The sequence below is a fragment of the Streptomyces sp. NPDC002513 genome, from assembly GCF_053595355.1.
Genome location: NZ_JBSFXK010000006.1, coordinates 20,822 through 45,128, shown reverse-complemented (window position 1 = coordinate 45,128; position 24,307 = coordinate 20,822). Strand labels below are relative to the sequence as shown.

The window sequence follows — 24,307 nt, the reverse complement described above, 5'->3', positions numbered from 1 at the left end:
GTCCCGGCGCGGCGGGCGGTTCAGCCGTACGCGCGTACGCCGTACGGGGGCACCGCCCGCCGCGGGGTGCGGCGGCGGTTCAGCCGGTGTTGCGCAGGCCGGCCGCCACTCCGTTGACCGTCAGCAGCAGGGCGCGGGAGAGCAGCGGGTCGGGTTCGGCGCCGGTGGCGGCGGCGTCGCGCTGGCGCTTGAGCAGGGCGACCTGGAGGTAGGAGATCGGGTCGAGGTAGGCGTCGCGGATGGCGAAGGTCTGCCTGAGGACGGGCTGGGCGTCCAGCAGTTCGCTCTCGCCGGTGATCCGCAGGACCTCGCGGACGGTGAGTTCGTGTTCGGCCTGGATGGTCTCGAAGACGTGCTTCAGTTCGTCCGGTACGAGGGTGTCCACGTAGTGGCGCGCGATCCGCAGGTCTGTCTTCGCGAGGGTCATCTCGACGTTGGAGACGAAGTTGCGGAAGAAGTGCCACTGTTCGTGCATCTCGCGGAGCACGGTGTCCCCTTCGTGCCGCAGGCCCGCCTCGCGCAGTGCCTTGAGGCCGGAGCCGACGCCGTACCAGCCGGGGACGATCTGCCGGGACTGGGTCCAGCCGAAGACCCATGGGATGGCGCGCAGCCCGTCGAGGCCGGCGCCGGAGTCGGGGCGCCGGGAGGGGCGGGAGCCGAGGTGGAGGTCGGCGAGCTGGTCGACGGGGGTGGAGGCGAAGAAGTAGGCGGGCAGGTCGGGGTCCTCGACCAGTCGGCGGTAGGCGGCGTGGGCGGCGTCGGAGACGACGTCCATGGCGGCGTCCCAGCGGGCTAGGGCCTCGTCGGACTGGCGGGGGGCGGTGTGCAGGGCGGATGCCTGGAGGGTGGCGGCGACCGTGAGTTCCAGGTTCTCGCGGGCGAGGGAGGGGATGAGGTACTTGTCGGAGATGACCTCGCCCTGTTCGGTGACCTTGATCTCGCCTTCGAGGGTGCCCCAGGGCTGGGCGAGGATCGCGTCGTGGGTGGGGCCGCCGCCGCGGCCGACGGTGCCGCCGCGGCCGTGGAAGAGGCGCAGGCGTACGCCGTAGCGGTGGGCGACGTCGCGCAGGCGGCGCTGGGCGCGGTGGATCTCCCACTGGGAGGTGGTGATGCCGCCGAACTTGGAGGAGTCGCTGTAGCCGAGCATGACCTCCTGGACGTCGCCGCGCAGGGCGACGAGGCGGCGGTAGGAGGGGTCGGCGAGCATGTCCTCGAGGATGGTGTCGGCGGCCTTGAGCTCGTCGGTGGTCTCCAGGAGGGGGACGATGCCGATCTTCGCCCAGCCGGCGTGCAGGTCGACGAGGCCGGCCTCGCGGGCGAGGACGGCGGCGGCGAAGACGTCGTCGGCGCCCTGGCACATGGAGATGATGTAGGACTCGATGACCTCGGGGCCGAAGACGTCCAGGGCCCGCTTGGCGGTCTCGAAGACGCCGAGGGTCTTGGCGCTGGCCGCGTCGAGGGGGGCCGGGGTGGGGGCGAGGGGCCGCCGGGAGCGCAGTTCCTTGGCGAGCAGCTTGTACCGGTACTCGCGGGGCATGTCGTCGTAGCGCCAGGATTCCTCGCCGAGCCGGTCGAAGAGCTGGCCGAGGGCGTGGTGGTGGGCGTCGGCGTGCTCGCGGACGTCCATGGTGGCGAGCTGGAGGCCGAAGGCGGCCAGCGTGCGGATGGTGCGGGCGAGGTGGCCGTCGGCGAAGAGGTGGCCGCGGTGGGTGCGCAGCGAGGTCTGGATGATCCGCAGGTCGCGCAGGAGTTCGGTGGTGCCGAGGTAGTCGCGTCCGGGCTGGTGCGCGGTGCCCTTGGCGAGGCGCTTCTTGGTGTTGCCGAGCTTCTGGCGGACGCAGGTGGCCTTGAGGCGGTAGGGCTCCTCGGCGTTGAGGCGCTTGTAGCGGGGGCTGATGCCGGGCAGCCGGTCCAGGTCGTCCTGGAGGGAGGCGAGGAGTTCCTCGGTGGCGCCGGTGTAGCGGATGGACTGGGAGAGCAGGCCGCGCAGTTCGTCGATCATCTCCAGCGCGTCGTTGATGCCGTGCTCGTGCTGGAGGATGAGCACCTCCCAGGTGACCTCGGGGGTCACGTTGGGGTTGCCGTCGCGGTCGCCGCCGATCCAGGTGCCGAAGGTGAGGGGGCGGGTCTCGTCGGGCAGCTTGACGCCGACGCGTTCCAGTTCGGCGGTGAGGTCCTCCAGGACGTCGCCGACGGCGCCGGCGTGCAGTTCGTCCAGGTAGTAGATGGCGTTTCGGGCCTCGTCTGCGGGTTCCGGGCGGACGACCCTGAGTTCGTCGGTCTGCCAGACGAGGTCGATGTTCTCGGCGAGGCGGGTGTCGTGGCGGCGGCGGTCGCTGTCCAGGACCGGGGTCTCCAGGAGCGCGGCGATGCGCCGCAGCTTGTTGAGGACGGACCGGCGTGCCGCCTCCGTGGGGTGCGCGGTGAAGACCGGGCGCACGGTGAGGTTGCGGACGGTGTCGCGCAGGTGGTCGGGGTCGGCGTCCTTGAGCCGGTCGGCGGTGCGGGCGAGGAGTCCGCCTTCGGCGGCGCGCCTGGCGCGCAGTTCGCGGCCGCGGTGCACCTGCTCGGTGACGTTGGCGAGGTGGAAGTAGGTGGAGAAGGCGCGTACCAGCTTGGCGGCGGTCTCCAGTTCGGTGCCGCGCAGCAGTTCCGCGGCCGCTTCCCCGTCCTCGCGGGTCAGCCGGCGGACGCGCTCGACCAGGTCCAGGAGTTCGGGGCCCTCCTGCCGGACGAGGGTCTCCCCGAGCAGATCGCCCAGTCGGCGGATGTCGGCGCGCAACGCACTGCTGGTGGTCGTGGTCTGGTCGTCGGCACTGCTCACAGGTGCGGCTCCTTGCAGTAACCAGGAGGTGCGTCGCGTCGGCGACTTCCTCGGAGGGCGGTGGTGGGCAACTGGTGGGATCGTCTGAGAGGGGCCCCGGACAAGCCGCGCGGCGGGTGCCGCATACGGACGGGGCATCCGGGAAGAAAACAGAGCGGACCGCGCTGTCCGACCGCTTCCAAGGATAGGTGTCCACGCGGACGCGCAGGCTCGTGGGCTCTTGCCGCCGGGCCATGCACTGCCATACTTACGTCGCCGTAGGTTACGGAAGCGTAGGGTCTCTCGTCAGATACCGGGAGCACCCTGGGATCCGTATCCGGGCATCTGCCTCGACCCTCGACCCCACAGGGGACGCCCCATGACCACAAGCTCCGATGTGATCGAAGACGCCCCACAGGCGAATGACGACACCGCGCCGGCCTCGGCGACGCTGGGCGGCGAGCAGAAGCGTTCGATCGAGCAGATCACGCTGCTGCTGTTCATCACGGTCCCGTTCCTGGCGCTGGTCGCGGCGGTGCCGCTGGCCTGGGGATGGGGTGTGAGCTGGCTCGATCTGGGCCTGCTGGTCCTCTTCTACTACCTGGGCTGTCACGGCATCACGATCGGTTTCCACCGCCACTTCACGCATGGCTCGTTCAAGGCGAAGCGGCCCCTGAAGATCGCTCTGGCGATCGCGGGGTCGATGGCTGTCGAGGGACCGCTGGTGCGCTGGGTCGCCGATCACCGCAAGCACCACAAGTTCTCGGACGCGGAGGGCGACCCGCATTCTCCGTGGCGCTACGGGGAGACGGTGCCCGCGCTGATGAAGGGCCTGTGGTGGGCCCATATCGGCTGGATGTTCGATGAGGAGCAGACGTCGCAGGAGAAGTACGCGCCGGACCTGATCAAGGACCCGGCCCTGCGGGCGGTCTCCCGCCAGTTCGTGCTGTGGACGGGGGTGTCGCTGCTGCTGCCGCCGCTGATCGGCGGTCTGGTGACGATGTCCTGGTGGGGCGCCTTCACGGCGCTCTTCTGGGGGTCCCTCGTCCGGGTGGCCCTGCTGCACCATGTGACCTGGTCGATCAACTCGATCTGTCATGCGGTGGGCAAGCGCCCGTTCAAGTCGCGGGACCGCTCGGGGAACGTGTGGTGGCTGGCGGTCCTGTCGTGCGGTGAGTCCTGGCACAACCTGCACCACGCGGACCCGACGTCGGCGCGGCACGGTGTGGAGCGGGGCCAGCTGGACTCCTCCGCGCGGATCATCCGCTGGTTCGAGCGGCTGGGCTGGGCGTACGACGTGCGCTGGCCGTCACGCTCGCGTATCGATTCCCGCCGCAGCACCGACGGGGAAGGCTCCCGGCGCGGGAGTGCGAACGCCGGCACGGCATGATTGACAACGTGGCGACCGACTCCTCCGGTACTCCCGGAACCCCCAGCACCGACAAACCGCGGCGCACCCGTCGTACCCGGATGACCGGGGCGGAGCGCCGCCAGCAGTTGCTGGAGATCGGTCGCACGCTGTTCGCCGCGAAGGGGTTCGAGGGCACGTCGGTGGAGGAGATCGCGGCGAAGGCCGGGGTCTCCAAGCCGGTGGTGTACGAGCACTTCGGCGGCAAGGAGGGCCTGTACGCGGTGGTGGTGGACCGCGAGATGCGGCGTCTGCTGGACATGGTGACGAGTTCGCTGACGGCAGGGCATCCGCGGGAGCTGTGCGAGCAGGCGGCCTTCGCGCTGCTGGACTACATCGAGGAGTGCACGGACGGGTTCCGCATCCTGGTCCGGGACTCGCCGATCCCGCAGTCGACGGGTTCCTTCGCGTCCCTGATCTCGGACATCGCCACGCAGGTGGAGGACATCCTGGGCCGCGAGTTCAAGAGCCGCGGCTTCGATCCGAAGCTCGCCCCGCTGTACGCGCAGGCGCTGGTCGGCATGGTGGCGCTGACGGGCCAGTGGTGGCTGGATGTGCGCCGCCCGAAGAAGGCCGAGGTCGCGGCGCATCTGGTGAACCTGGCGTGGCACGGGCTGGACGGTCTGGAGCCGAAGCCTCGGCTGATAGGGCACCGGAAGAGCTGAGGCGCGGGGTGCGTGATCACCCGATGTGATGACCTTTGTCGGTCTCGGCCGCTACGGTGGGTACACGGTCCGAGAATCCCGTTCATGGGAGGAATCACCATGTCTGCCGAGCCGTTCGCCGCACACGAGTCCGAGCCCGGCATCCACCTGCCCGTGCCGCCGCCCGAAGGCTTCACGGTCGATGACCTGTTCACCCTGCCGGACCTCCCGCCGCACACCGAGTTGATCGACGGGAGCTTGGTCTTTGTGAGTCCGCAGCGAAATTTCCACATGCTGATGATCGACTTGCTGGCTCACGGGCTGCGGCTGACGGTACCCGGCCATCTCAAGGTCAAGCGTGAGATGACGGTCGTTCTCGATCGTCGCAACGCTGTCGAACCGGACATCAGCGTGATCCGTGCGGACGCGGACACCGGACTCGAGCAGACCCGGTTCGACGCGGAGGACCTGGTACTCGCCGTAGAGGTGGTGTCCCCGGACTCCGAAGCGCGCGACCACGACGCCAAGCCCCTGAAATACGCGGCCGCCGGGATCCCTCATTTCTGGCTGGTCGGGATGGCCGAAGGCAATCAGCACCCGGTGGTCCGCACCTACGAGCTGGATCCGGTCAACAAGACCTACGCGCTCACCGGCATCCATCACGACAAGCTCGAACTCTCCGGGCCGTTCGACATCGACATCGACATCACGCTGGACGCTCTCAGACGTCTGTAGCAATCGGCTCCAGGAACTCCAGCCGGTTCCCCACCGGGTCCTCCGAGCAGAAGCGCCGGTGGCCCGGCAGGTTGTCGTCCCAGGTCACCGCCGCTCCCCGCGCGGCGAGCCGGGCGGCGTAGGCGATCCCCGCGACCCGCAGCCCCGGGTGCGCCTTGCGTGCGGGCCGGAAGTCCTCCTCGATCCCCAGGTGCAGTTGGACGGCCCCCGCCTGGAACCAGCAGCCGCCGCGCGCGGCGAGCACCGGCGGCTTGGGGATCTCCGTCATGCCGAGGGCGTCGGCGTAGTAGCCGCGCAGCAGGTCCTCGGAGCCGGGCGGGGCCGCGAGCTGGACGTGGTCGACGGCGGTCAGCATCGCTCAGGCCGCCTTCGTGGCGACGGCGAAGATGCGGCGGAACGGGAACACCGTGCCGTGGGCGGTGGGCGGGTAGGCCTCCCGCAGGACCGTGCGGTAGTCGGCGAGGAACTCCTCCGCCTCGTCGCCCAGCTCGGTGAGGACCGGCCGCAGTCCGGTGCCCTTGACCCAGTCCAGGACCGGGTCCTCGCCCTGGAGCAGATGCAGGTACGTCGTCTCCCAGACATCCGCCGCGCAGCCGAGGCCGGTGAGGTGCTCCAGGTACGCGTGGGGCGTGAGCACGGCGTCGTCATGGCGCAGGGTGCCGGCGAGGCAGTCCTTCCAGCGGGCGGAGTGGGCGAGTTCCCGCATCAGCCGGTGGCTGGGCGAGTCGAAGTTCCCGGGCACCTGGAAGGCGAAGGTGCCGCCCGGCTTCAGTGCGGCCACCCAGTCGGGGAAGCGTCCGACGTGTCCGGGCACCCATTGGAGGGTGGCGTTGCTGATGATCAGGTCGTACGGCTCCGGGGGCGTCCAGGTGCGGGCGTCGACGTGGGCGAAGTCGAGGCGGCCGCCGCCCGCGGTGGGGCCTTCGTGGTGGGTGTGGGCCCGGTCGAGCATCTCGGGCGAGTTGTCGTAGCCGGTGATGTGCGCGGTGGGCCAGCGGCCGGCGAGCAGGGCGGTGACGTTGCCGGGGCCGCAGCCGAGGTCGGCGATGCGAGGTGGTGTCGCGTCCCGCGGTTCGGGGACGCGGGCGAGCAGGTCGACGAAGGGGCGGGCGCGGTGGCCGGCGTGGCGCAGGTACTGAGCGGGGTCCCAGGTGGGCGCGGCGGGCATGGCGGCCTCCTCGCGGTGAACGGCTCGGTGTCCTCATGCGGAGGCGTCGCCCCCGTTTGACGACGCCTCCGCACGCAGGGTCATCCTCGTATCCGCACTATCTCGACGTCAAGAGACTCAACGTCAAGAGACTTCATGTCGACACAACCACTACACTGATCGTCATGGAGGACGAGGTCGACCGGCTGGTCGCGGCATGGCGCCGGGAGCGCCCGGACCTCGACGTGGAACCGCTCGAGGTCCTCAGCCGGGTGAGCAGGCTCGCCCGGCACCTCGACCGCGCACGCCGGCTGGCGTTCTCCGAGCACCACCTGGAGCCCTGGGAGTTCGACGTCCTCACCGCGCTCCGCCGGGCCGGCAGTCCCTATCAGCTCTCCCCCGGCCAGCTGCTGACCCAGACGCTGGTCACCTCGGGCACGATGACCAACCGCATCGACCGCCTGACGAAGAAGGGCCTGGTCGAGCGGCTGCCCGACCCCAGCGACCGCCGGGGGGTACTGGTGCGCCTCACCGACGAGGGACGGGACCGGGCGGACCAGGCGCTCGCCGGACTGCTCCACCAGGAGCGCGCGATCCTGTCGGAACTCAGCCCGGCCCAGCGCGGTGAACTCGCCGCGCTGCTACGCCGGCTGACCGCCCCGTTCGACAACACCCCCGGCTAGGCCGACCGGACGGACCCCGGCCAGGTCGACCGGCCCGACCCCGGCGCGGCGGGCGAGCGCGACGGCGGCGAGGGTGGAGTGGACGCCCAGCTTCCCCAGCACGTTCTGCATATGGGTGCGGACGGTGTGCGGGGAGAGGAACAGCCGCTCGGCGACGGCCTTGCGGCCGAGCCCGGCGACCATGCACCGCAGCACCTCCCGCTCCCGCGGCGTCAGGGACTCCACCAGCCGCTCGCTCTCGGTACGGTGCTTGCGGGCCGCCGTCAGTTCGCGCAGGACGCCCGTGAGCAGGGCGGGCGGAAGGTGCGTCTCATCGCGCAGCACGCCCCGGACGACGGTGAGCAGCCGGGACAGCGAGCAGTCCTTGGCGACCCAGCCGGAGGCGCCCGCCTGCAGGGCGAGGGCGGCCCGGCGCGGGTCGTCCTTCTCCGCGAGGACGACGATCCGCACCCCCGGCTGCCCCGAACGGACACCGGAGACCAGGGAGATGCCGTCGACGAGCCTGTCCTCGCCGGCCTCCTGGACGGGGACCGCCGGGCGCGCGCCGGGGACGTTGCCCCCGAGGTCCGCGTCGACGAGTATCACGTCGAATCCGCGGCCCTCCGCGGCCGCCCGGTCCAGGCAGCGCAGGGCGGCCGGACCACTGCCGGCGGCGGACACCTCGACATCGGGCTCGGCGGTCAGTGCGGCCGCCAGCGACTCGGCGAAGATGCGGTGGTCGTCGACGACCAGGACTCGGATGCGCACCACTGAAACCCCCACTGCTCGGGGGACGTCCGGCGCGGGTACGGCGCCCGGAATGTTCCCCGGTTGTCCGCCTGGGACGGGGCGCCGCAGCCGCACGGCCGCCGCCGTGCTGGAACTGTTACCCCCACCCCGGGCGTCGTACCCGACTGTTTCGCCCCCTGATCAGCGCCGGCCCCCACCGGCGCCGTTCAACAGCGTAGGGCTGTCGGCCTGGAGCGGAAGGACATTTGCAGAACTGATTGGCCAGGGCGTTTATGGTGTGCCGCATGTTTCGTATCGAGACAGGAGTCGACAGGGAGCGGCGCGATCTCCTTCGTGCCCGGCTGCTGGAGGCGAACACGGCCGCCTCTCCGGTGCTGCGCGCGCTGCGCGGCACGCCCGCGGAGCGTGAAGTCCCGCTCCAGGTCTGGGCGTTCGATGCGGAGGGGGAGCTGGCGGGCGGACTGGCCGGCCACACCTGGACGGCCTGGCTGCACGTGGACTACCTGTGGGTGGACGGCCGCCGTCGCGGCGCGGGTCTCGGCACGCGTCTGCTCGCCCGGGCGGAGCGCATGGCGCGCGAGGAGCGCGGCTGCACGGCCGCGCGCCTGGAGACCTGGGACTTCCAGGCGCCGGAGTTCTACCGGAAGCGGGGCTACGACGTGGTGTGCGTGATCCCCGACTATCCGCCGGGGATCACGGAGTACACCCTGACCAAGAGGCTCAGCCGAGCTGCCGGGCCCCTGCCGACGGCACCGCCGGGAACACCCGGGGCGCCGTGAAGCCGGCGGCGGCGAACGCCTCCTCGACCGCCTTGCCGACCGTCTCCGCGTCGGCGGCCTCCGTCAGGACGATCGCCGAGCCGCCGAAGCCGCCGCCCGTCATCCGGGCGCCCAGCGCGCCGGACGCGGTCGCCGTGTCCACCACCAGGTCCAGCTCCGGGCAGGAGATGCGCAGGTCGTCCCGCAGCGAGACATGACCCTCCGTCAGCACGGGCCCGATCCCGCGGACGTCGCCCGCGTCCAGCAGAGCGACGACCCGGTCGACGCGGTGGTCGTCCGAGACGACGTGGCGCACATAGCGGCGCACCCGCTCGTCCGACAGGCGCCCGAGCGCGTCCTGAAGGTCCTCGTAGGCGACATCCCGCAGATGCGAGACCCCGAGCTGTCGTGCGCCCTCCTCGCACCCCTCGCGCCGCTCGGCGTACGCCCCGTCGCCCAGCGCGTGCTTCACCCGGGTGTCGACGACGAGCAGCGCGAGCCCCTGGGCGGGGAGGTCGAAGGGGATCTGGCGGGTGGACAGATCCCGGCAGTCGAGGTGCAGGGCGTGGCCCTCGGTGCCGCACGCCGACGCCATCTGGTCCATGACGCCGGAGGGCACGCCCACGAAGTCGTTCTCGGCGCGCTGGGCGAGCCTCGCCAGTTCGGGCCGGGTCAGGCCGAGCCCGAACAGGTCGTTCAGCGCGAGGGCGGTGACCACCTCCAGCGCCGCCGACGAGGACAGGCCCGCGCCCACCGGCACCGTCGAGGACAGGTGGAGGTCGGCGCCGGTGACCGGGTGGCCCGCCGCGCGCAGCGCCCAGACGACACCGGCCGGGTAGGCGGCCCAGCCGGTGTCCGTCAGCGGGGTCAGCTCCTCGATGTCCAGTTCGACGACCGGGCCGTCGATGTCCGCCGAGTGCAGGCGCAGCGTGCCGTCGGTGCGGCGGGAGACCGCGGCGACCGCCGTGTGCGGCAGGGCGAACGGCATCACGAACCCCTCGTTGAAGTCCGTGTACTCGCCGATCAGGTTGACCCGGCCCGGCGCCGCCCAGACGCCTTCGGGAGTCGTCCCGTACAGCTCCGTGAAGCCCTCGCGTACGCCCACCTACTGCTCCCTTGCGATGTTCTGCGCGAACTCCCACGCGTCCGCGACGATGCCCGCGAGGTCCGCGCGGGACGGGTTCCAGCCGAGCCGCTCGCGGGCCGCGACCGCGGAGGCGACCAGGACCGCCGGGTCGCCGCCCCGGCGCGGAGCCACCACCTCGGGGATCGGGTGCCCGGTGACCTGGCGCACGGTCTCGATGACCTCGCGCACCGAGAAGCCGTTGCCGTTGCCGAGGTTGCAGATCAGGTGCTCGCCGGACGCGGCGGCGTCCAGGGCCAGCAGATGGGCCTCGGCGAGGTCCGCGACATGGATGTAGTCGCGGACGCAGGTGCCGTCCGGCGTCGGGTAGTCGTCGCCGAAGACGGAGATGGTCTCCCGCCGGCCCTGCGCGACCTGGAGGACGAGCGGGATCAGGTGGGACTCCGGGTTGTGGCGCTCGCCGCAGTCGCCGTAGGCGCCCGCCACGTTGAAGTAGCGCAGGGAGACCGCGCCCAGGCCGTGCGCGGCCGCCTCACCGCTGATCATGTGGTCGACGGCGAGCTTCGAGGCGCCGTAGGGGTTGGTGGGCCGCGTCGGTGCGGTCTCGACGATCGGCACCTGTTCGGGCTCGCCGTAGGTCGCCGCCGTGGAGGAGAAGACCAGCTTGCGCACGCCCGTCTCACGCATCGCGCCGAGCAGCGCCATCGTGCCGCCGACGTTGTTGTCCCAGTACTTCTCGGGCTTCACGACCGACTCGCCGACCTGCGAGAACGCGGCGAAGTGCAGGACGGCGTCGAAGGTGGGGTCCAGCCACTTGGCGGCGTCGCGGATGTCGCTCTCGATGAGGGAAGCACCCGCCGGCACTCCCTCGCGGAAGCCGGTGGAGAGGTTGTCGAGGACGACGACCTCGTGGCCCGCCTCCAGCAGGTGCCGGGCGACCACGCTGCCGACGTAGCCCGCACCGCCGGTGACCAGGTACTTCCCACTCATGAACTCGCTACCTCTCGCAGTCGCTGGGCCGCAGCTTCCGGCGGCACGTCGTTGATGAACACATTCATGCCGGACTCGGAACCTGCGAGGAACTTCAGCTTGCCGGAAGTGCGGCGAATGGTGAAAAGCTCGAGGTGAAGCGCGAAGTCGTCACGGCTGACGCCGTCGAACTCCGTCAGTGCGCCGAACGGCGCCTGGTGCCAGGCGGCGATGTAGGGAGTCGACGTCCCGTCCGCGGAGTTCTGCTTTCCCTCCCGCGCGGACTTCTCCCCGCCGTCCCCCTGGACGAAGAGCCGGTCGAAGCGCGCCAGGAGTTCCAGATAGACCTTGGGGAACTCCGTGCGCGCGGCCTCGTCCAGCGCGAGCAGATCCGGGACGCGGCGCCGGGGGTAGAGGTGGACCTCGTACGGCCAGTGCGCGGCGTAGGGGACGAAGGCGACCCAGTGCTCGCCCTTGAGGACGACCCGCTCGTCGGCCAGCTCGCGCTCCAGGACGGCGTCGAAGAGGTTCTCGCCGCCGGTGGCCTTCTTGTGGGCGGCGAGCGAGCGGAGCATGAGGGCGGTGCGCGGGGTGGTGAAGGGATACGCGTAGATCTGGCCGTGCGGGTGGCCGAGGGTCACGCCGATCTCCCGGCCGCGGTTCTCGAAGCAGAAGACCTGCTGGACGGCGGGCAGCGAGGACAGCTCCGCGGTGCGGTCGGTCCAGGCGTCCAGGACCAGCCGCGCCTGCTCCTCGGTCAGGTCGGCGAAGGAGGCGTTGTGGTCCGAGGTGAAGCAGACGACCTCGCAGCGTCCGGAGTCCCCGGCGAGCGAGGGGAAGCGGTTCTCGAAGACGGCGACGTCGTAGGAGGAGTCCGGGATCTCGGTGAGCCGGCCCTCGCGGGAGGGGCACAGGGGGCACTCGTCGGCGGGCGGGAGGTAGGTGCGGTCCTGGCGGTGCGAGGCGATGGCGACCGCGTCGCCGAGCAGCGCGTCGCGGCGGATCTCGGAGGTCGTGACGGTCCGCTTCAGCGGCCGGCGGTCGACCGCGTCGCGCACGGTGTCGTCGCGCAGGTCGTAGTAGATGAGTTCACGACCGTCGGCCAGCCGGGTCGGGGTCTTCTTCACGACGCCTTGCCTTTCTGCTGCACTGCCGGACGCCTCATCCACACTGGATCCGCCCTTCAAACATAACTCAACACAACAAACCACAACCGACCAACGGCAGTCAACATCACAATCAAACAAAGGGCGTCATCAGAGTGTTTGAATATCGAACATAAAGGCGATGATTCCGCACTGATTGGTTCACGCAACGAAGCGAGTAATCATGCAGATCGCCACATATCCGGCCGCCGACCCCACGGTTCTGGCGGCCGGCCTACGGCTCCCGACCAACGGCCTCGACTACACGATCCTCGGGATCTACTTCGCCGTCGTCCTGGGCATCGGCTTCGCCGCCCGCCGCTCCGTGAAGACCAGCCTCGACTTCTTCCTCTCCGGGCGCTCCCTGCCCGCCTGGATCACCGGTCTGGCGTTCATCTCGGCGAACCTGGCCGCCACCGAGATCCTCGGCATGGCCGCCAACAGCGCCCAGTACGGCACCTACACCGTGCACTGGTACTGGGTCGGCGCCATCCCGGCCATGGTGTTCCTGGGCCTGGTCATGATGCCCTTCTACTACGGCTCCAAGGTCCGCTCGGTCCCCGAGTTCCTGCTGCTCCGCTTCGACAAGTGGGCCCACCTGCTCAGTTCCGCCCTGTTCGCCTTCGCCGCCATCCTGATCGCCGGGGTGAACCTCTACGCCCTCGCGATCGTCGTCGAGGCGCTGCTCGGCTGGCCGCAGTGGGTGGCGATCGTGGTCGCCGGCTTCTTCGTCCTCGCCTACATCACCCTCGGCGGCCTGTCGTCCGCGATCTACAACGAGGTACTGCAGTTCTTCGTGATCCTCGCGGCCCTCATCCCCCTCACCGTGCTCGGCCTGAAGAAGGTCGGCGGCTGGGGCGGACTGACCGACAAGCTCAGCGCGACCCACGGCCATGACTTCGTCACCGCGTGGGGCGGGACCGGCATCGGCCACACCAACCCCCTGGGCGCGAACTGGCTGACGATCGTCCTCGGCCTCGGCTTCGTGCTGTCCTTCGGCTACTGGACGACCAACTTCGCCGAGGTGCAGCGCGCCCTGTCCGCGAAGAACCTCTCCGCCGCCCAGCGCACCCCGCTGATCGCCGCGTTCCCGAAGATCTTCATCGTGTTCCTGGTGATGATCCCGGGCCTGGTCGCCGCCGCCCTGGTCCCCAAGATCGGCACCACCGGCTCCGGCCTGCAGTACAACGACGCCATCCCGTACCTGATGCAGGAGCTGCTGCCCAACGGCGTGCTCGGCATCGCGGTGACCGGACTGCTCGCCGCCTTCATGGCCGGCATGGCGGCCAACGTCTCGTCCTTCAACACGGTGTTCACCAACGACATCTGGGCGAAGTACGTGGTCAGGAACCGCGAGGACGCGTACTACGTGCGGTTCGGCCGTCTCATCACGGCGGTCGGCGTGCTGGCGTCGGTCGGCACGGCGTTCCTGGCGTCCTCGTTCTCCAACATCATGAGCTACCTGCAGACGCTGTTCTCCTTCTTCAACGTGCCGATGTTCGCGGTCTTCATCGTCGGCATGTTCTGGAAGCGCGCGTCCGCGAAGTCCGGCTTCTGGGGCCTGCTCGCCGGCACGGTGACCGCGATGGTGAACTACTTCGTCATCTACAAGCAGGGCATCATCAGCATCCCCTCCGACCAGGGCGCCAACTTCGTCTCCGCGATCGCCGGTTTCGTGGCGGGCGGGGTCGTCATGGTGGCGGTGTCGCTGTTCACCGCGCCCAAGCCGGAGGAGAGCCTGCGGGGCCTCGTGTACGGCACCCTCCCCCCGTCCCGGCTTCGCTCGACCGGGGGGACCCCCCTCCCCGGCCCCACCGAGCCGCCCGCCGAGGGCGACGACGCCTGGTACCGCAAGCCCGCCCTGCTGGGCTGGGGCGCGGTCGTCATCGCCGCCGCCTGCTACATCCCGTTCTCGATCTGACCACGGGAGAAGGGAAAGACCATGTCCGAGTACTCCGAGTACTCCGAGCACTCCGAGCACGACGACGTCCAGCGCGCGGTCACCGAGCTGGAGGGCAAGTCCGCGACCGCGGCCCGCATCTTCGACCTGCGCCGCATCATCGGCGGACTCTTCGTGATCTACGGCGTCATCGTCATGATCGCGGGCTTCACGGCCTCCGACGCCGAGATCGCCAAGGCCCAGGGCGTCAACATCAACCTGTGGACGGGCCTGGGCATGCTGCTGCTCGGCCTGTTCTTCCTGCTCTGGCTCAAGCTGCGCCCGACGACCCCGCCGACCTCGCCGCCGGCGGAGGAGAAGACACCCGAGTGACCCGGACGGCCGGGGGCCCGCCCGGGACCCCGGCCCCGTTCACCGCCGCGGACAGGCGCCTGCGCGCCCGGTCGGCAAAGGGCCTGTCCGTCCGACGACCGGAGGCCCGCACGCCCGACCGACCGACCGAAGAGCCTGCCCGCCCCACTGACCAAGGGCCCTGCGCGCCCGACCACCGAAGGCCCGCACGCCCGACGGCCGAAGGGCCCCCGCTGACTACCGAGGAGCCTGCGCGCCCGCCCCCGGAAGGGCGGGCGGTGGCGGACCCGCCCGTTCCAGCAGGCCGGTCCTCGCCGCGAGGGCCGCCGCCTCCAACCGGGAGCCGACGCCCAGTTTCATCAGGACCCGCTGGACGTGGGTGCGGGCCGTCGACGAGGCGATCCCCATCCCGGCCGCGATCAGCCGGGTGTCCTCGCCGTCCGCGACCCGCACCAGGACCTCCACCTCGCGCGGGGTGAGCATCCGCAGCAGGCGCTGGCCCTCGTCGTCCGGCTGCGCCGCCGGATTGAGCAGCTCGCTGAACGCGCCCTGCAACAACTGCGGCGCCACCGCCGCCTCACCCGCCCGCGCCTTCATGATCGCCCGCTCGACGCCCTCGATGCGCTCGTCGTGGCGTACGTAGCCCGCGGCGCCGGCGGCGAACGCGGCCGCGATGCCCCGCGGGTTCGGCACCGGCCCGAGAACCAGCACCGCCACCTGCGGACGCTCCCGCTTGATGCGCACCACCGGGTCGAAGGCCCCCGGCCCGGCGGGCGCCGCCGTGCCCAGCAGGCACACCTCGGGCGCCCTGGTGATCACCAGTTCCGCCGCGCCCGCGGCGGGTGCCGCCGCGGCGAGCACCCGGTGCCCCCGCAGCTTCAGCGCCGAGGCCAGTGCCTCGGCGAGCAGTCGGTGGTCGTCGACCACCATGAGCCGCACTCCCATCGAGCAACCCCCAGTCCCCCCGTGGATGCCCACTATGGATGCCCACCGGCCCGCACGGACAGAGGCCCCCGGCGCATCCCCGCCCTCCATGACCCCGGAAGCTACACGCTTGTTCGACGTTGCGCTTCCCTTACCGGCGAGAAGCGCCCCGGATGACCGGAATCCAGCCGATTAGCACCTGATGAGGGGTACGTGCGGGGCCCCGCCCCGGAACAGGAGCGAGGCCCTCATCGCGCGCGCCCGCGCGCTCCTTCGCGCCGAAGCGGACACGCCGGGCGGGTCGAACACCCAGCGGATCGAACACCCGGCGAGTCGAACTCCTAGGCGTCCTCGGCGAGTTCCAGCCAGCGCAGCTCCAGCTCCTCCCGCTCGCCGACGAGTCCCCGCAGTTCGGCGTCCAGCTCGGCCACCTTCGCGAAGTCCGTCGCGGACTCGGCGATCTGCTCGTGGAGCTTGGTCTCCCGCTCGGAGATCTTGTCCAACTGCCGCTCGATCCGCTGCAGTTCCTTCTTGGCGGCACGTGTGTCGGCGGCCGAGACCGCGGGCTTCGCGGCCACGGGCACTGAGGACGCGGCCGCCGCTTCCTCCATACGGTGCCGCCGCTCCAGGTACTCGTCGATGCCGCGCGGCAGCATCCGCAGCGTGGCGTCGCCGAGGAGGGCGTACACCCGGTCGGTCGTGCGCTCGACGAAGAACCGGTCGTGGGAGATCACGATCATCGAGCCGGGCCAGCCGTCGAGCAGGTCCTCGAGCTGGGTGAGGGTCTCGATGTCGAGGTCGTTGGTGGGCTCGTCGAGGAACAGCACGTTCGGCTCGTCCATCAGCAGGCGCAGCAGTTGCAGCCGCCGGCGCTCACCGCCGGAGAGGTCCCCCACCGGCGTCCACTGCTTCTCCTTGGTGAAGCCGAAGGTCTCGCACAGCTGCCCCGCGGTCATCTCGCGCCCCTTGCCGAGGTCGACCCGCTCCCGCACGCGCTGCACGGCCTCCAGGACCCGCCAGCTCGGGTCGAGTTCGGCGACCTCCTGCGACAGATAGGCCAGCCTGACGGTCTTGCCCACGACGATCCGGCCGCCGGCCGGCTGCTGCTCCCCCTGACTGCGCGCGGCGTCGGCCAGCGCACGCAGCAGGGAGGTCTTGCCGGCGCCGTTCACGCCGATCAGGCTGATGCGGTCGCCGGGGCCGAGCTGCCAGGTGATGTGCTTCAACAGCACCTTGGGTCCGGCCTGCACCGTGACGTCCTCGAGGTCGAAAACGGTCTTCCCGAGCCGGGAGGAGGCGAACTTCATCAGCTCGCTGCTGTCCCGGGGCGGCGGCACGTCCTTGATCAGCTCGTTGGCGGCCTCGACGCGGAAGCGGGGCTTGGAGGTGCGGGCGGGCGCGCCGCGCCGCAGCCAGGCCAGCTCCTTGCGGACCAGGTTCTGCCGCTTGGCCTCCTCCGAGGCCGCGATGCGCTCGCGCTCGGCACGGGCGAAGACGTAGTCGGAGTAGCCGCCCTCGTACTCGTGGACCGTGCCCCGCTGCACGTCCCACATCCGGGTGCACACCTGGTCGAGGAACCACCGGTCGTGGGTGACGCACACCAGCGCGGAGCGGCGCTCGCGCAGATGGCCCGCGAGCCAGGCGATGCCCTCGACGTCAAGGTGGTTGGTGGGCTCGTCGAGGACGATGAGGTCCTGCTCGGCGATCAGCAGCTTGGCGAGCGCGATACGGCGCCGCTCGCCACCGGACAGGGGGCCGATGACGGTGTCGAGCCCCTGCGGGAACCCGGGCAGGTCGAGACCGCCGAACAGGCCCGTGAGCACGTCCCGGATCTTGGCGTTGCCCGCCCACTCATGGTCGGCCATGTCCCGGATGACCTCGTGCCGGACGGTGGCGGCCGGGTCGAGGGAGTCGTGCTGGGTGAGCACGGCGAGCCGCAGCCCGCCGGAGTGGGTGACGCGGCCGGAATCGGCCTCCTCCAGCTTGGCGAGCATCCGGATCAGGGTGGTCTTGCCGTCGCCGTTGCGCCCGACGACCCCGATCCGGTCGCCTTCGGACACGCCGAGCGAGACACCGTCGAGCAGGGCACGGGTGCCGTACACCTTGCTGATGTTCTCGGCATTGACGAGGTTGACGGCCATTTCACTCCTGCGCACGGGGGTCGGTCAGCCTTCAAGCGTAGGGCCTCCGGGACGGGTGGCGACGCGCGAGGGGATCGTCACTCTTCGTGGTGACGTGATCCGGATACGGCCGCTACCGTGGACAACAGGCCGCAGGATCCCGTCCATGGGAGGAACCATGTTTGCCGAGTCCACTGAGCAGTCTCGCTGGCCGATGCCGCCGATGGACGGTTACACCGTGGACGACCTGTTCACGCTGCCGGATCTCCCGCCGCACACCGAGTTGATCGACGGGAGCCTGGTCTTCGTGAGCCCGCAGCGCTACTCCCACTTCGCGGTGATCGATCTGCTCGTGAGTGGCTTGCGCAGCACCTTGCCGCCCGACCTGAAGGTCGCGCGCGAGATGACCGTCGTGCTGGACAAACGCAACGGGCCCGAGCCGGACGTCTCCGTCATCAAGGCGAGCGCCAAAACAGGACCGACGCAGACGCACTTCAACGGCACGGATGTCCTGCTGGCCGTCGAGGTCATTTCCCCGGAGTCCGAATCACGCGACCGCCACACCAAGCCCCACAAATACGCCGCAGCGGGCATTGCCCACTTCTGGCTGGTCGACATGGCAGGCCCAGACAGCCGCCCGGTCGTGCAGGTCTACGAGCTGTCCCGGACCAGCCACACGTACGCCTTGACCGGAATTCACCACGATCACCTCAAAGTCGACGTGCCCTACACCATCGACATCGACCTGACCGCCATCGACACCCTCTGAGCCCCGGCCCCCGTCACACGGCCCCGCCTCGCCCCGGCCCGCCCGCGCCCCACCGGCAGCCACCCCTCGAGGGCATCCGCCTCAGACGACGGTCGCCCCGGGCGCCGGCGCCTGGGCCACCCGTGCCGACCGGCAGGTGCCCGACGCCACCAGTGCCCGCGCGATCTCCGCCGCGGCGGCGGCGTCCCGCGCGAGGAACGCCGTCGTCGGTCCCGACCCGGACACCAGTCCCGTCAGCGCCCCCGCCGCGCGCCCGGCGGCCAGCGTGTCCGCGAGTTCGGGGAACAGGGACAGCGCGGCCGGCTGGAGGTCGTTGGAGACCGCCGCCGCGAGCGCCTCCGCGTCGCCCTTGGCCAGCGCGTCGAGCAGGTCCTGCGAGGCGACGGGCTCGGGGATCCGTACGCCCTCGTTCAGACGGTCGAACTCCCGGAAGACGGCCGGGGTCGACAGTCCCCGCGGAGCCATCGCGAACACCCAGTGGAACGTCCCGCCGACCTCCAGCGCCGTGAGCCGCTCGCCCCGCCCGGTGCCCAGCGCGGCCCCGCCCACCAGGCTGAACGGCACGTCACTGCCCAGCTCGGCGCAGATGGCGAGGAGTTCCTCGCGGGAGGCGCGCGTTCCCCACAGCGCGTCGCACGCCACCAGCGCCCCGGCGCCGTCCGCGCTGCCGCCCGCCATACCGCCCGCGACCGGGATGTCCTTGGCGATGTGGAGGTGCACATCGGGTGCCCGGCCGTACCGTTCGGCGAGCGCGAGGGCCGCGCGGGCCGCCAGGTTCGTCCGGTCCAGGGGCACCTCACCGGCGTCCGGGCCGGAGCAGGTGACCCCGAGACCATCGGTGGACGGGGTCACCGTGATCTCGTCGTACAGGCCGACGGCGAGGAAGACGTTGGCCAGGTCGTGGAAGCCGTCCGGGCGGGCGGCACCCACCGCGAGCTGGACGTTGACCTTCGCGGGGACGCGTACCGTCACGCTCACTTACTCGGACTCCTCTGTACGGGATGCGGCCCGCCGCGCAGCGGCCGTCGGATGCTGTGCCGCCCGCGGTGGCGCGGCCTCGGCGATGCGCGCGAAGTCCTCGACCGTCAGGGACTCGCCGCGCGCCTGCGGCGAGATGCCGGCGGCGACGAGCGCGGCCTCGGCCGCGGCGGCCGACCCCGCCCAGCCGGCGAGCGCCGCCCGCAGCGTCTTGCGCCGCTGCGCGAACGCCGCGTCCACCACCGCGAACACCTCCGCCTTGGACGCGGTGGTCTTGACCGGCTCGGCCCGCCGGACCAGCGAGACGAGCCCGCTGTCGACGTTCGGGGCGGGCCAGAAGACGGTGCGCCCGATGGCTCCGGCGCGCTTGACGTCGGCGTACCAGCCGGCCTTCACGGACGGCACCCCGTACACCTTGGAGCCGGGCGCGGCGGCCAGCCGGTCGGCGACCTCGGACTGCACCATCACGAGCGTCCGCTCGATGCTCGGGAACGTGTCGAGCATGTGCAGGAGCACGGGGACGGCGACGTTGTACGGCAGGTTCGCGACGAGCGCGGTGGGCGCGGGGCCCGGCAGCTCCCGCACGTGCAGCGCGTCGGAGTGCACCAGCGCGAACCGGTCGGCGCGCCCGGGCATCCGGGCGGCGACGGTCGCGGGCAGCGCCCCGGCGAGCACGTCGTCGATCTCGACGGCGGTGACCCGCTCGGCGACCTCCAGCAGCGCCAGCGTCAGGGAGCCGAGCCCGGGTCCCACCTCCACCACCACATCGTCGGGCCGCACATCGGCGGTGCGTACGATGCGCCGCACGGTGTTGGCGTCGATGACGAAGTTCTGGCCGCGTTGCTTGGTGGGGCGCACGCCGAGGGCCGCCGCCAGCTCACGGATGTCGGCGGGGCCCAGCAGGGCGTCGGGGGTGGAGCTGCTCACGGACCAAGGGTACGGGGCGGCGCGGGGCGCCCGTGCCCGCCTCCGCGCCGCCCCGCTCATCCGTACTGCCGTGACCCGCTCATCTGTACAGCCGTGACCCGCAGTGCGGCCAGGGGCTGGATCCCTGGCGCACGTACAGCTTCTTCGCGCGGTAGGTCTGCTCCTCGGCCGGGGCGTCCTGCGGCCGGCCGGAGCCGCCGAGGCTGCGCCAGGTGCGCCGGTCGAACTGGTAGAGGCCCCCGTAGGTGCCGGACGGGTCGACCGCGCGCGGCCGGCCCCTGGACTCGCAGTACGCGAGCCCGCCCCAGTTGAGGCCCTCCGCGCCCGCAACCGACTCCGGGCGCGCCCTGGTGCCCACCCGGACCAGCTGGGTCGTGGGCTTCAGCACCACCTCGGCCGTGATCCGGCGCGGCCTCTGCCGGACGCCGTCGACGGAGCGCAGGACGTAGGTCACCAGGCGGGTGCCCGGCTGTCCGGCGCGCGCCACGAGCACGGTGCCCCGGAACAGGGCCGGGTCCTCGGTGCGCCGCACGGCGAACGGGATCGGTTCCTCGCGGACCTCCTGGGAGCCCCGCACCCGCAGCACGGTCACCGTCTGCCCGTCGGCCGGGAAGCTGCCCAGCGCCGCGGAGGTGGTGTCCTCCCCGTGCAGGGTGATCCCGGCCTGTTCGACGGCCTCCCGGACGGTGGCGGCGTTGGTGCGGATGGTGCGCGGCCGTCCGTCCGCCAGGACGGTCACCGTGCGCTCGGTGCGGACGTCCAGCACGAGCCCTTCCCGGTGGATCTGCAGGGAGCGCGAGGTCGATACGTACGCGCCCTCGGCGCGCACCCCGAGCTGCTGGAGCGCGCCGTCCACCGTGTGCGCCGTCGTCCACACCTGTCTCCGGTGTCCGTCGAGGGTGAGGAACAACAGGCGTCCGTAGTGCACCGCGACCTCTTCGCCGCTGGTGAGCGGGGTGCCGGGCGCGGGCGCGACGACATCGTGCTCCCCGACCGCCACCCCCTCCCGGGCGAGGAGTTCGCCCACGTCGTCGGCGAAGGTGTGCAGGGTGCGGTGACGGCCCTCCACGGTCAGCTCGATGGCCTTGTCCTTGGCGACGAACGCGGTGGTGCCTCCGGCGAGGAAGGCGACGACGAGCGCCTGCGGGAGGAGACGGCGCACGGGGTGGGTGCGCGCGCCGCCCTTTCCGCGCCGCGCCGCGTGCCGTGCACGGGCGCGCGCTCCGGTGCGCGGGACGGCCTCCGGCTGCCGGCGCAGCGGTCCGGGGGCCTCCGCCTGCCGACACAACAGCGGTCCCGTGGCCTGTCTGGCGTGCGCCGCGGCGGCCCGCGCCTCGTACGCGGGCCGGTAGGTGTCCTGGTACATCCGGCCGTACGGTTCGTGGTCCTCGTACGCCGGTCTCGGGCCGTACGTCCCGTACGGCGGGTATTGCCGGTTGCTCACGACGACACGCTCCAGAGAAGGTCCGAAACGGGCGACCCAACCTAGCGGCTGGTCGTCACTCTCCAAAGCAACGCCGTCACAGGGTGTCGCGACACGCCCACGGGCGGCCGAGGTGGGGACTCCGGGCGGTGGACGCCCGAAGCGGCAGCGGTCAGTAGCCGAACGCGCGTGCCGTGTTGTCCGCGAGGGCCGCCGCCAGCTCGTCCTCCGCGATGCCCCGCACCGCGGCCATCGCGCGGACCGTGACCGGGACGAGGTACGGCGCGTTGGGCCGTCCGCGGTACGGCGCGGGCGTCAGGAAGGGCGCGTCGGTCTCCACGAGGACGAGGTCCAGGGGGGCCACGGCGAGCGCGTCACGCAGCGGCTGCGCGTTCTTGAAGGTGACGTTGCCGGCGAACGACATGAAGTAGCCGGCGCGGGCGCAGACCTCGGCCATCGCCGCGTCACCCGAGTAGCAGTGGAAGACGGTCCGCTCCGGCGCGCCCTCCTCCTTGAGGATGCGCAGCACGTCGGCGTGGGCGTCGCGGTCGTGGATGACCAGCGCCTTGCCGTGCCGCTTGGCGATCTCGATGTGCGCGCGGAAGGACCGCTCCTGGGCGGCCATGCCCTCGGGCCCGGTGCGGAAGTAGTCGAGCCCGGTCTCGCCGACGCCCTTGACCTGCGGCAGCGCGGCGAGGCGGTCGATCTCGGCGAGCGCCTCGTCCAGGGCGGCGTCGCCCGCCGGCTCGCGCGCGCCCTGCCGGGACCACCCGTCGGGGTCCCCGTGGACGATGCGCGGGGCCTCGTTCGGGTGCAGGGCCACCGCCGCGTGCACCGCGTCGTACGCCGCGGCCGTCTCGGCTGCCCAGCGCGAGCCCGGCACATCGCAGCCGACCTGGACGACCGTCGTCACGCCGACCGCCGCCGCCTTGGCGAGGCTCTCGTCGACCGTGCCGGACTGCATGTCGAGGTGGGTGTGCGAGTCGGCGACGGAGACACCGAGGGGCTCGGGAAGCGGCGGCGGCACGTGCTTGTCGGACGCTGGGGAAGGCATGCCCCGATCCTACGGAAGGGACCTGCCGCCCCGGAAAGGGCCGCCGGCACCCGCAAGGCGGGCCCAGACTGGAACGCTCAGCTCGCCTTGCGGTGGTGGAACAACGGCTGGAGCAGGTCCGACAGGTGCCAGTGGTGCTGCTCCTTGGGCTCCGCAGGCTCCGTCCGGGGCTCGTCGAGGTCCGTGCCGAAGGCCCCCGGCGCCGGGCGGTGCTGCCGGTGCAGGGAGTTCTGCGCGGAGGTCACCTGGCCGGGACGCATGATGCGCACCACGTGGCTGTCGCAGTTGCGGCAGGCGGGCCGGGTCAGCGGCGACGGCACCGCACGGCCGCCCGCCACGTATATGACGAACTCGTTGCCGTCGCCGTCGAAGTGGTGCTCTATCTCGTACGACTGTTCCCAGCCGTGCCCGCAGCGCATGCAGGCGAAGGAATAGGACTCGCGTACGACGGCGGTCGCCGTACCCCGGCCGTACTGCCCGGTGGCGTCATCGGCCGCTGCGATCCGGCCGGTCCGCCCTGCGATCTCACTCATGCCAGCTCCTCTTGTCCGCTGGACAAGCGCCCCGGTGGGCGCCCTGCATCCGGCGGATTCCCACGGTGGGCGAGGGACGGGAACGTCCCTGCACCCAGTGGACTCCCGCACCGGCGCGAAGGCACCAAGGCCTGTCGAGTGTTGGAGGCGATTTGGACGTTGCTTGCCAAAGTGCCCCGGATGGCGGCCTCACGGCTTTGCCTTCGACGACAGCGCTTTGCCCGCCCATGGGGCGCCCGCTCATGGGAGATGCTCCCTGCTCAGAGGGGGTGCGAACGCTCCGGAGCCGCTGTCGGCGGGTTACTGTGCGGGCGCCGCCCCGTCCGCGTTCTTCGCGGCCACCACCGCGTCGAAGACCTCCCGCTTCGGCAGGCCCGCCGCCGCGGCCACCGCCGCGATCGCCTCCTTGCGGCGCTCCCCCGCCTCCTCCCGCACCCGGACCCTGCGCACCAGCTCGGCGGCGTCCAGTTCCCCGGTGGCCGGCTCGCCGGCCCCCTCCACCACCACGGTGATCTCGCCCCGGACGCCCTCCGCGGCCCACTGCGCCAGCTCGCCCAGCGGACCGCGCCTGACCTCCTCGTACGTCTTGGTCAGCTCTCGGCAGACGGCGGCCCGGCGCCCCGCGCCGAACGCCTCGGCCATGGCCGCGAGGGTGGCGTCCAGCCGGTGCGGGGCCTCGAAGTAGACGAGGGTGCGCCGCTCACCGGCCACCTCGCGCAGCCGCGACAGCCGCTCGCCCGCCTTGCGCGGCAGGAACCCCTCGAAGCAGAACCGGTCCACCGGCAGCCCGGACAGCGCGAGCGCGGTGAGGACGGCGGACGGGCCCGGCACGGCGGTCACCCGGACGTCCTTCTCCACGGCGGCGGCGACCAGCCGGTACCCGGGGTCGGACACCGAGGGCATCCCCGCGTCGGTGACGAGCAGCACCCGCGCCCCGCCCGTCAGCGCCTCCACCAGCTCCGGGGTGCGCGCGGACTCGTTGCCCTCGAAGTAGGACACGACGCGGCCGGCGGGCTGCACCCCCAGCGCCTGGGTGAGCCGGCGCAGCCGGCGGGTGTCCTCGGCGGCGATCACATCGGCGGTGGCCAGCTCCTCGGCGAGCCGCGGCGGCGCGTCCGCGATGTCCCCGATCGGGGTGCCGGCGAGAACCAGGATTCCGGGCGTTACTGTCACGTTTCCATCCTCGCAGGCGCCATGCGCGGGACTCACACAGACGTGTTCCC

At 71.5% G+C, this 24,307-nt stretch carries 23 protein-coding genes; 8 read left to right on the top strand and 15 right to left on the bottom strand.

What is annotated here, in order from left to right:
* Positions 1-79 precede the first annotated feature (79 nt).
* A complete protein-coding gene (gene ppc, locus ACWD5Q_RS06300) occupies positions 80-2,824 on the bottom strand; it encodes a phosphoenolpyruvate carboxylase (RefSeq protein WP_451425856.1) in 2,745 nt (914 codons plus the stop codon).
* A 358-nt stretch (positions 2,825-3,182) separates the two neighbouring features.
* On the opposite strand from ppc, the gene ACWD5Q_RS06295 reads away from it, so the two are divergent.
* The 3 genes from ACWD5Q_RS06295 to ACWD5Q_RS06285 all read left to right on the top strand — a co-directional run bounded on the left by ACWD5Q_RS06295 (position 3,183) and on the right by ACWD5Q_RS06285 (position 5,590).
* Positions 3,183-4,193 (top strand): acyl-CoA desaturase, encoded by a 1,011-nt coding sequence (locus ACWD5Q_RS06295; protein ID WP_451425855.1) that lies wholly within the window; start codon positions 3,183-3,185, stop codon positions 4,191-4,193.
* Positions 4,190-4,876, top strand: coding sequence for a TetR/AcrR family transcriptional regulator (locus ACWD5Q_RS06290; RefSeq protein WP_451425854.1), 687 nt, complete (start codon positions 4,190-4,192; stop codon positions 4,874-4,876). Before ACWD5Q_RS06295 ends, ACWD5Q_RS06290 begins: the two co-directional genes overlap by 4 nt.
* A gap of 99 nt (positions 4,877-4,975) precedes the next feature.
* The gene (locus tag ACWD5Q_RS06285) at positions 4,976-5,590 is read left to right on the top strand and encodes a Uma2 family endonuclease (protein ID WP_451425853.1); all 615 of its coding nucleotides are present in this window, start codon (positions 4,976-4,978) and stop codon (positions 5,588-5,590) included.
* Here ACWD5Q_RS06285 and ACWD5Q_RS06280 read toward each other — a convergent pair.
* Complete coding sequence (locus tag ACWD5Q_RS06280) at positions 5,577-5,945, bottom strand: glyoxalase (RefSeq protein WP_451425852.1); 369 nt, start codon at positions 5,943-5,945, stop codon at positions 5,577-5,579. The genes ACWD5Q_RS06285 and ACWD5Q_RS06280 overlap by 14 nt on opposite strands.
* Before the next feature lie 3 nt (positions 5,946-5,948).
* The gene (locus ACWD5Q_RS06275; protein WP_451425851.1) at positions 5,949-6,758 is read right to left on the bottom strand and encodes a trans-aconitate 2-methyltransferase; all 810 of its coding nucleotides are present in this window, start codon (positions 6,756-6,758) and stop codon (positions 5,949-5,951) included.
* 164 nt (positions 6,759-6,922) lie between these two features.
* Here ACWD5Q_RS06275 and ACWD5Q_RS06270 point away from each other — a divergent pair, with 164 nt between their 5' ends.
* Complete coding sequence (locus tag ACWD5Q_RS06270; protein WP_451425850.1) at positions 6,923-7,420, top strand: MarR family winged helix-turn-helix transcriptional regulator; 498 nt, start codon at positions 6,923-6,925, stop codon at positions 7,418-7,420.
* On the opposite strand, the gene ACWD5Q_RS06265 is transcribed toward ACWD5Q_RS06270, so the two are convergent.
* Positions 7,379-8,170, bottom strand: coding sequence for a LuxR C-terminal-related transcriptional regulator (locus ACWD5Q_RS06265; RefSeq protein WP_451425849.1), 792 nt, complete (start codon positions 8,168-8,170; stop codon positions 7,379-7,381). The genes ACWD5Q_RS06270 and ACWD5Q_RS06265 overlap by 42 nt on opposite strands.
* A 251-nt stretch (positions 8,171-8,421) precedes the next feature.
* Between ACWD5Q_RS06265 and ACWD5Q_RS06260 the strand changes: the two genes are divergently transcribed.
* A complete protein-coding gene (locus ACWD5Q_RS06260; protein WP_451426001.1) occupies positions 8,422-8,928 on the top strand; it encodes a GNAT family N-acetyltransferase in 507 nt (168 codons plus the stop codon).
* Here ACWD5Q_RS06260 and galK read toward each other — a convergent pair.
* From galK to ACWD5Q_RS06245, 3 genes are read right to left on the bottom strand one after another with little or no spacing between them, the layout of a single operon-like run.
* Complete coding sequence (gene galK, locus ACWD5Q_RS06255) at positions 8,870-10,012, bottom strand: galactokinase (protein WP_451425848.1); 1,143 nt, start codon at positions 10,010-10,012, stop codon at positions 8,870-8,872. The two genes, ACWD5Q_RS06260 and galK, sit on opposite strands and share 59 nt — an antisense overlap.
* Positions 10,013-10,981, bottom strand: a complete 969-nt coding sequence (gene galE, locus ACWD5Q_RS06250) for a UDP-glucose 4-epimerase GalE (protein WP_451425847.1) — start codon at positions 10,979-10,981, stop codon at positions 10,013-10,015.
* Positions 10,978-12,087: a galactose-1-phosphate uridylyltransferase gene (locus tag ACWD5Q_RS06245; RefSeq protein WP_451425846.1), complete on the bottom strand. Its 1,110-nt coding sequence runs from the start codon at positions 12,085-12,087 to the stop codon at positions 10,978-10,980. Before ACWD5Q_RS06245 ends, galE begins: the two co-directional genes overlap by 4 nt.
* Positions 12,088-12,289: 202 nt before the next feature.
* Between ACWD5Q_RS06245 and ACWD5Q_RS06240 the strand changes: the two genes are divergently transcribed.
* Together ACWD5Q_RS06240 and ACWD5Q_RS06235 are read left to right on the top strand one after the other, a co-directional pair.
* Positions 12,290-14,026: a sodium:solute symporter family protein gene (locus ACWD5Q_RS06240; RefSeq protein WP_451425845.1), complete on the top strand. Its 1,737-nt coding sequence runs from the start codon at positions 12,290-12,292 to the stop codon at positions 14,024-14,026.
* 21 nt (positions 14,027-14,047) lie between these two features.
* Entirely contained in the window at positions 14,048-14,377 is a 330-nt protein-coding gene (locus ACWD5Q_RS06235; RefSeq protein ID WP_451425844.1) for a hypothetical protein, read from the top strand.
* A 216-nt stretch (positions 14,378-14,593) separates the two neighbouring features.
* On the opposite strand, the gene ACWD5Q_RS06230 is transcribed toward ACWD5Q_RS06235, so the two are convergent.
* Positions 14,594-15,301 (bottom strand): helix-turn-helix transcriptional regulator, encoded by a 708-nt coding sequence (locus tag ACWD5Q_RS06230; RefSeq protein WP_451425843.1) that lies wholly within the window; start codon positions 15,299-15,301, stop codon positions 14,594-14,596.
* 320 nt (positions 15,302-15,621) lie between these two features.
* Positions 15,622-17,421 carry an ABC-F family ATP-binding cassette domain-containing protein gene (locus ACWD5Q_RS06225; RefSeq protein ID WP_451425842.1) on the bottom strand — a complete coding sequence of 600 codons (1,800 nt, stop codon included), beginning with the start codon at positions 17,419-17,421 and terminating at the stop codon, positions 15,622-15,624.
* A 157-nt stretch (positions 17,422-17,578) separates the two neighbouring features.
* Here ACWD5Q_RS06225 and ACWD5Q_RS06220 point away from each other — a divergent pair, with 157 nt between their 5' ends.
* Complete coding sequence (locus tag ACWD5Q_RS06220) at positions 17,579-18,169, top strand: Uma2 family endonuclease (protein WP_451426000.1); 591 nt, start codon at positions 17,579-17,581, stop codon at positions 18,167-18,169.
* An 81-nt stretch (positions 18,170-18,250) separates the two neighbouring features.
* Here the strand turns inward: ACWD5Q_RS06220 and ACWD5Q_RS06215 are convergent, their stop codons facing one another.
* The 6 genes from ACWD5Q_RS06215 to rsmI form a co-directional block, all read right to left on the bottom strand.
* Positions 18,251-19,147: a 4-(cytidine 5'-diphospho)-2-C-methyl-D-erythritol kinase gene (locus ACWD5Q_RS06215; protein WP_451425841.1), complete on the bottom strand. Its 897-nt coding sequence runs from the start codon at positions 19,145-19,147 to the stop codon at positions 18,251-18,253.
* Entirely contained in the window at positions 19,148-20,074 is a 927-nt protein-coding gene (gene rsmA / locus ACWD5Q_RS06210; RefSeq protein WP_451425840.1) for a 16S rRNA (adenine(1518)-N(6)/adenine(1519)-N(6))-dimethyltransferase RsmA, read from the bottom strand.
* A gap of 79 nt (positions 20,075-20,153) precedes the next feature.
* Positions 20,154-21,518 carry a ubiquitin-like domain-containing protein gene (locus ACWD5Q_RS06205; protein WP_451425839.1) on the bottom strand — a complete coding sequence of 455 codons (1,365 nt, stop codon included), beginning with the start codon at positions 21,516-21,518 and terminating at the stop codon, positions 20,154-20,156.
* A 151-nt stretch (positions 21,519-21,669) separates the two neighbouring features.
* Positions 21,670-22,551, bottom strand: a complete 882-nt coding sequence (locus ACWD5Q_RS06200) for a TatD family hydrolase (RefSeq protein ID WP_451425838.1) — start codon at positions 22,549-22,551, stop codon at positions 21,670-21,672.
* Between the two features lie 77 nt (positions 22,552-22,628).
* The gene (locus tag ACWD5Q_RS06195; RefSeq protein ID WP_451425837.1) at positions 22,629-23,084 is read right to left on the bottom strand and encodes a hypothetical protein; all 456 of its coding nucleotides are present in this window, start codon (positions 23,082-23,084) and stop codon (positions 22,629-22,631) included.
* Positions 23,085-23,384: 300 nt separating this feature from the next.
* Positions 23,385-24,257, bottom strand: coding sequence for a 16S rRNA (cytidine(1402)-2'-O)-methyltransferase (gene rsmI / locus ACWD5Q_RS06190; protein ID WP_451425836.1), 873 nt, complete (start codon positions 24,255-24,257; stop codon positions 23,385-23,387).
* Between the last annotated feature and the right edge of the window lie 50 nt (positions 24,258-24,307).

Coding starts and splice junctions, on each gene's coding strand:
- ACWD5Q_RS06295 (WP_451425855.1), top strand. CDS start 3,183: ATGACCACAAGCTCCGATGTGATCGAAGACGCCCCACAGGCGAATGAC.
- ACWD5Q_RS06290 (WP_451425854.1), top strand. CDS start 4,190: ATGATTGACAACGTGGCGACCGACTCCTCCGGTACTCCCGGAACCCCC.
- ACWD5Q_RS06285 (WP_451425853.1), top strand. CDS start 4,976: ATGTCTGCCGAGCCGTTCGCCGCACACGAGTCCGAGCCCGGCATCCAC.
- ACWD5Q_RS06280 (WP_451425852.1), bottom strand. CDS start 5,945: ATGCTGACCGCCGTCGACCACGTCCAGCTCGCGGCCCCGCCCGGCTCC.
- ACWD5Q_RS06275 (WP_451425851.1), bottom strand. CDS start 6,758: ATGCCCGCCGCGCCCACCTGGGACCCCGCTCAGTACCTGCGCCACGCC.
- ACWD5Q_RS06270 (WP_451425850.1), top strand. CDS start 6,923: ATGGAGGACGAGGTCGACCGGCTGGTCGCGGCATGGCGCCGGGAGCGC.
- ACWD5Q_RS06260 (WP_451426001.1), top strand. CDS start 8,422: ATGGTGTGCCGCATGTTTCGTATCGAGACAGGAGTCGACAGGGAGCGG.
- galE (WP_451425847.1), bottom strand. CDS start 10,981: ATGAGTGGGAAGTACCTGGTCACCGGCGGTGCGGGCTACGTCGGCAGC.
- ACWD5Q_RS06240 (WP_451425845.1), top strand. CDS start 12,290: ATGCAGATCGCCACATATCCGGCCGCCGACCCCACGGTTCTGGCGGCC.
- ACWD5Q_RS06235 (WP_451425844.1), top strand. CDS start 14,048: ATGTCCGAGTACTCCGAGTACTCCGAGCACTCCGAGCACGACGACGTC.
- ACWD5Q_RS06230 (WP_451425843.1), bottom strand. CDS start 15,301: ATGGGAGTGCGGCTCATGGTGGTCGACGACCACCGACTGCTCGCCGAG.
- ACWD5Q_RS06225 (WP_451425842.1), bottom strand. CDS start 17,421: ATGGCCGTCAACCTCGTCAATGCCGAGAACATCAGCAAGGTGTACGGC.
- ACWD5Q_RS06220 (WP_451426000.1), top strand. CDS start 17,579: ATGTTTGCCGAGTCCACTGAGCAGTCTCGCTGGCCGATGCCGCCGATG.
- ACWD5Q_RS06200 (WP_451425838.1), bottom strand. CDS start 22,551: ATGCCTTCCCCAGCGTCCGACAAGCACGTGCCGCCGCCGCTTCCCGAG.
- ACWD5Q_RS06195 (WP_451425837.1), bottom strand. CDS start 23,084: ATGAGTGAGATCGCAGGGCGGACCGGCCGGATCGCAGCGGCCGATGAC.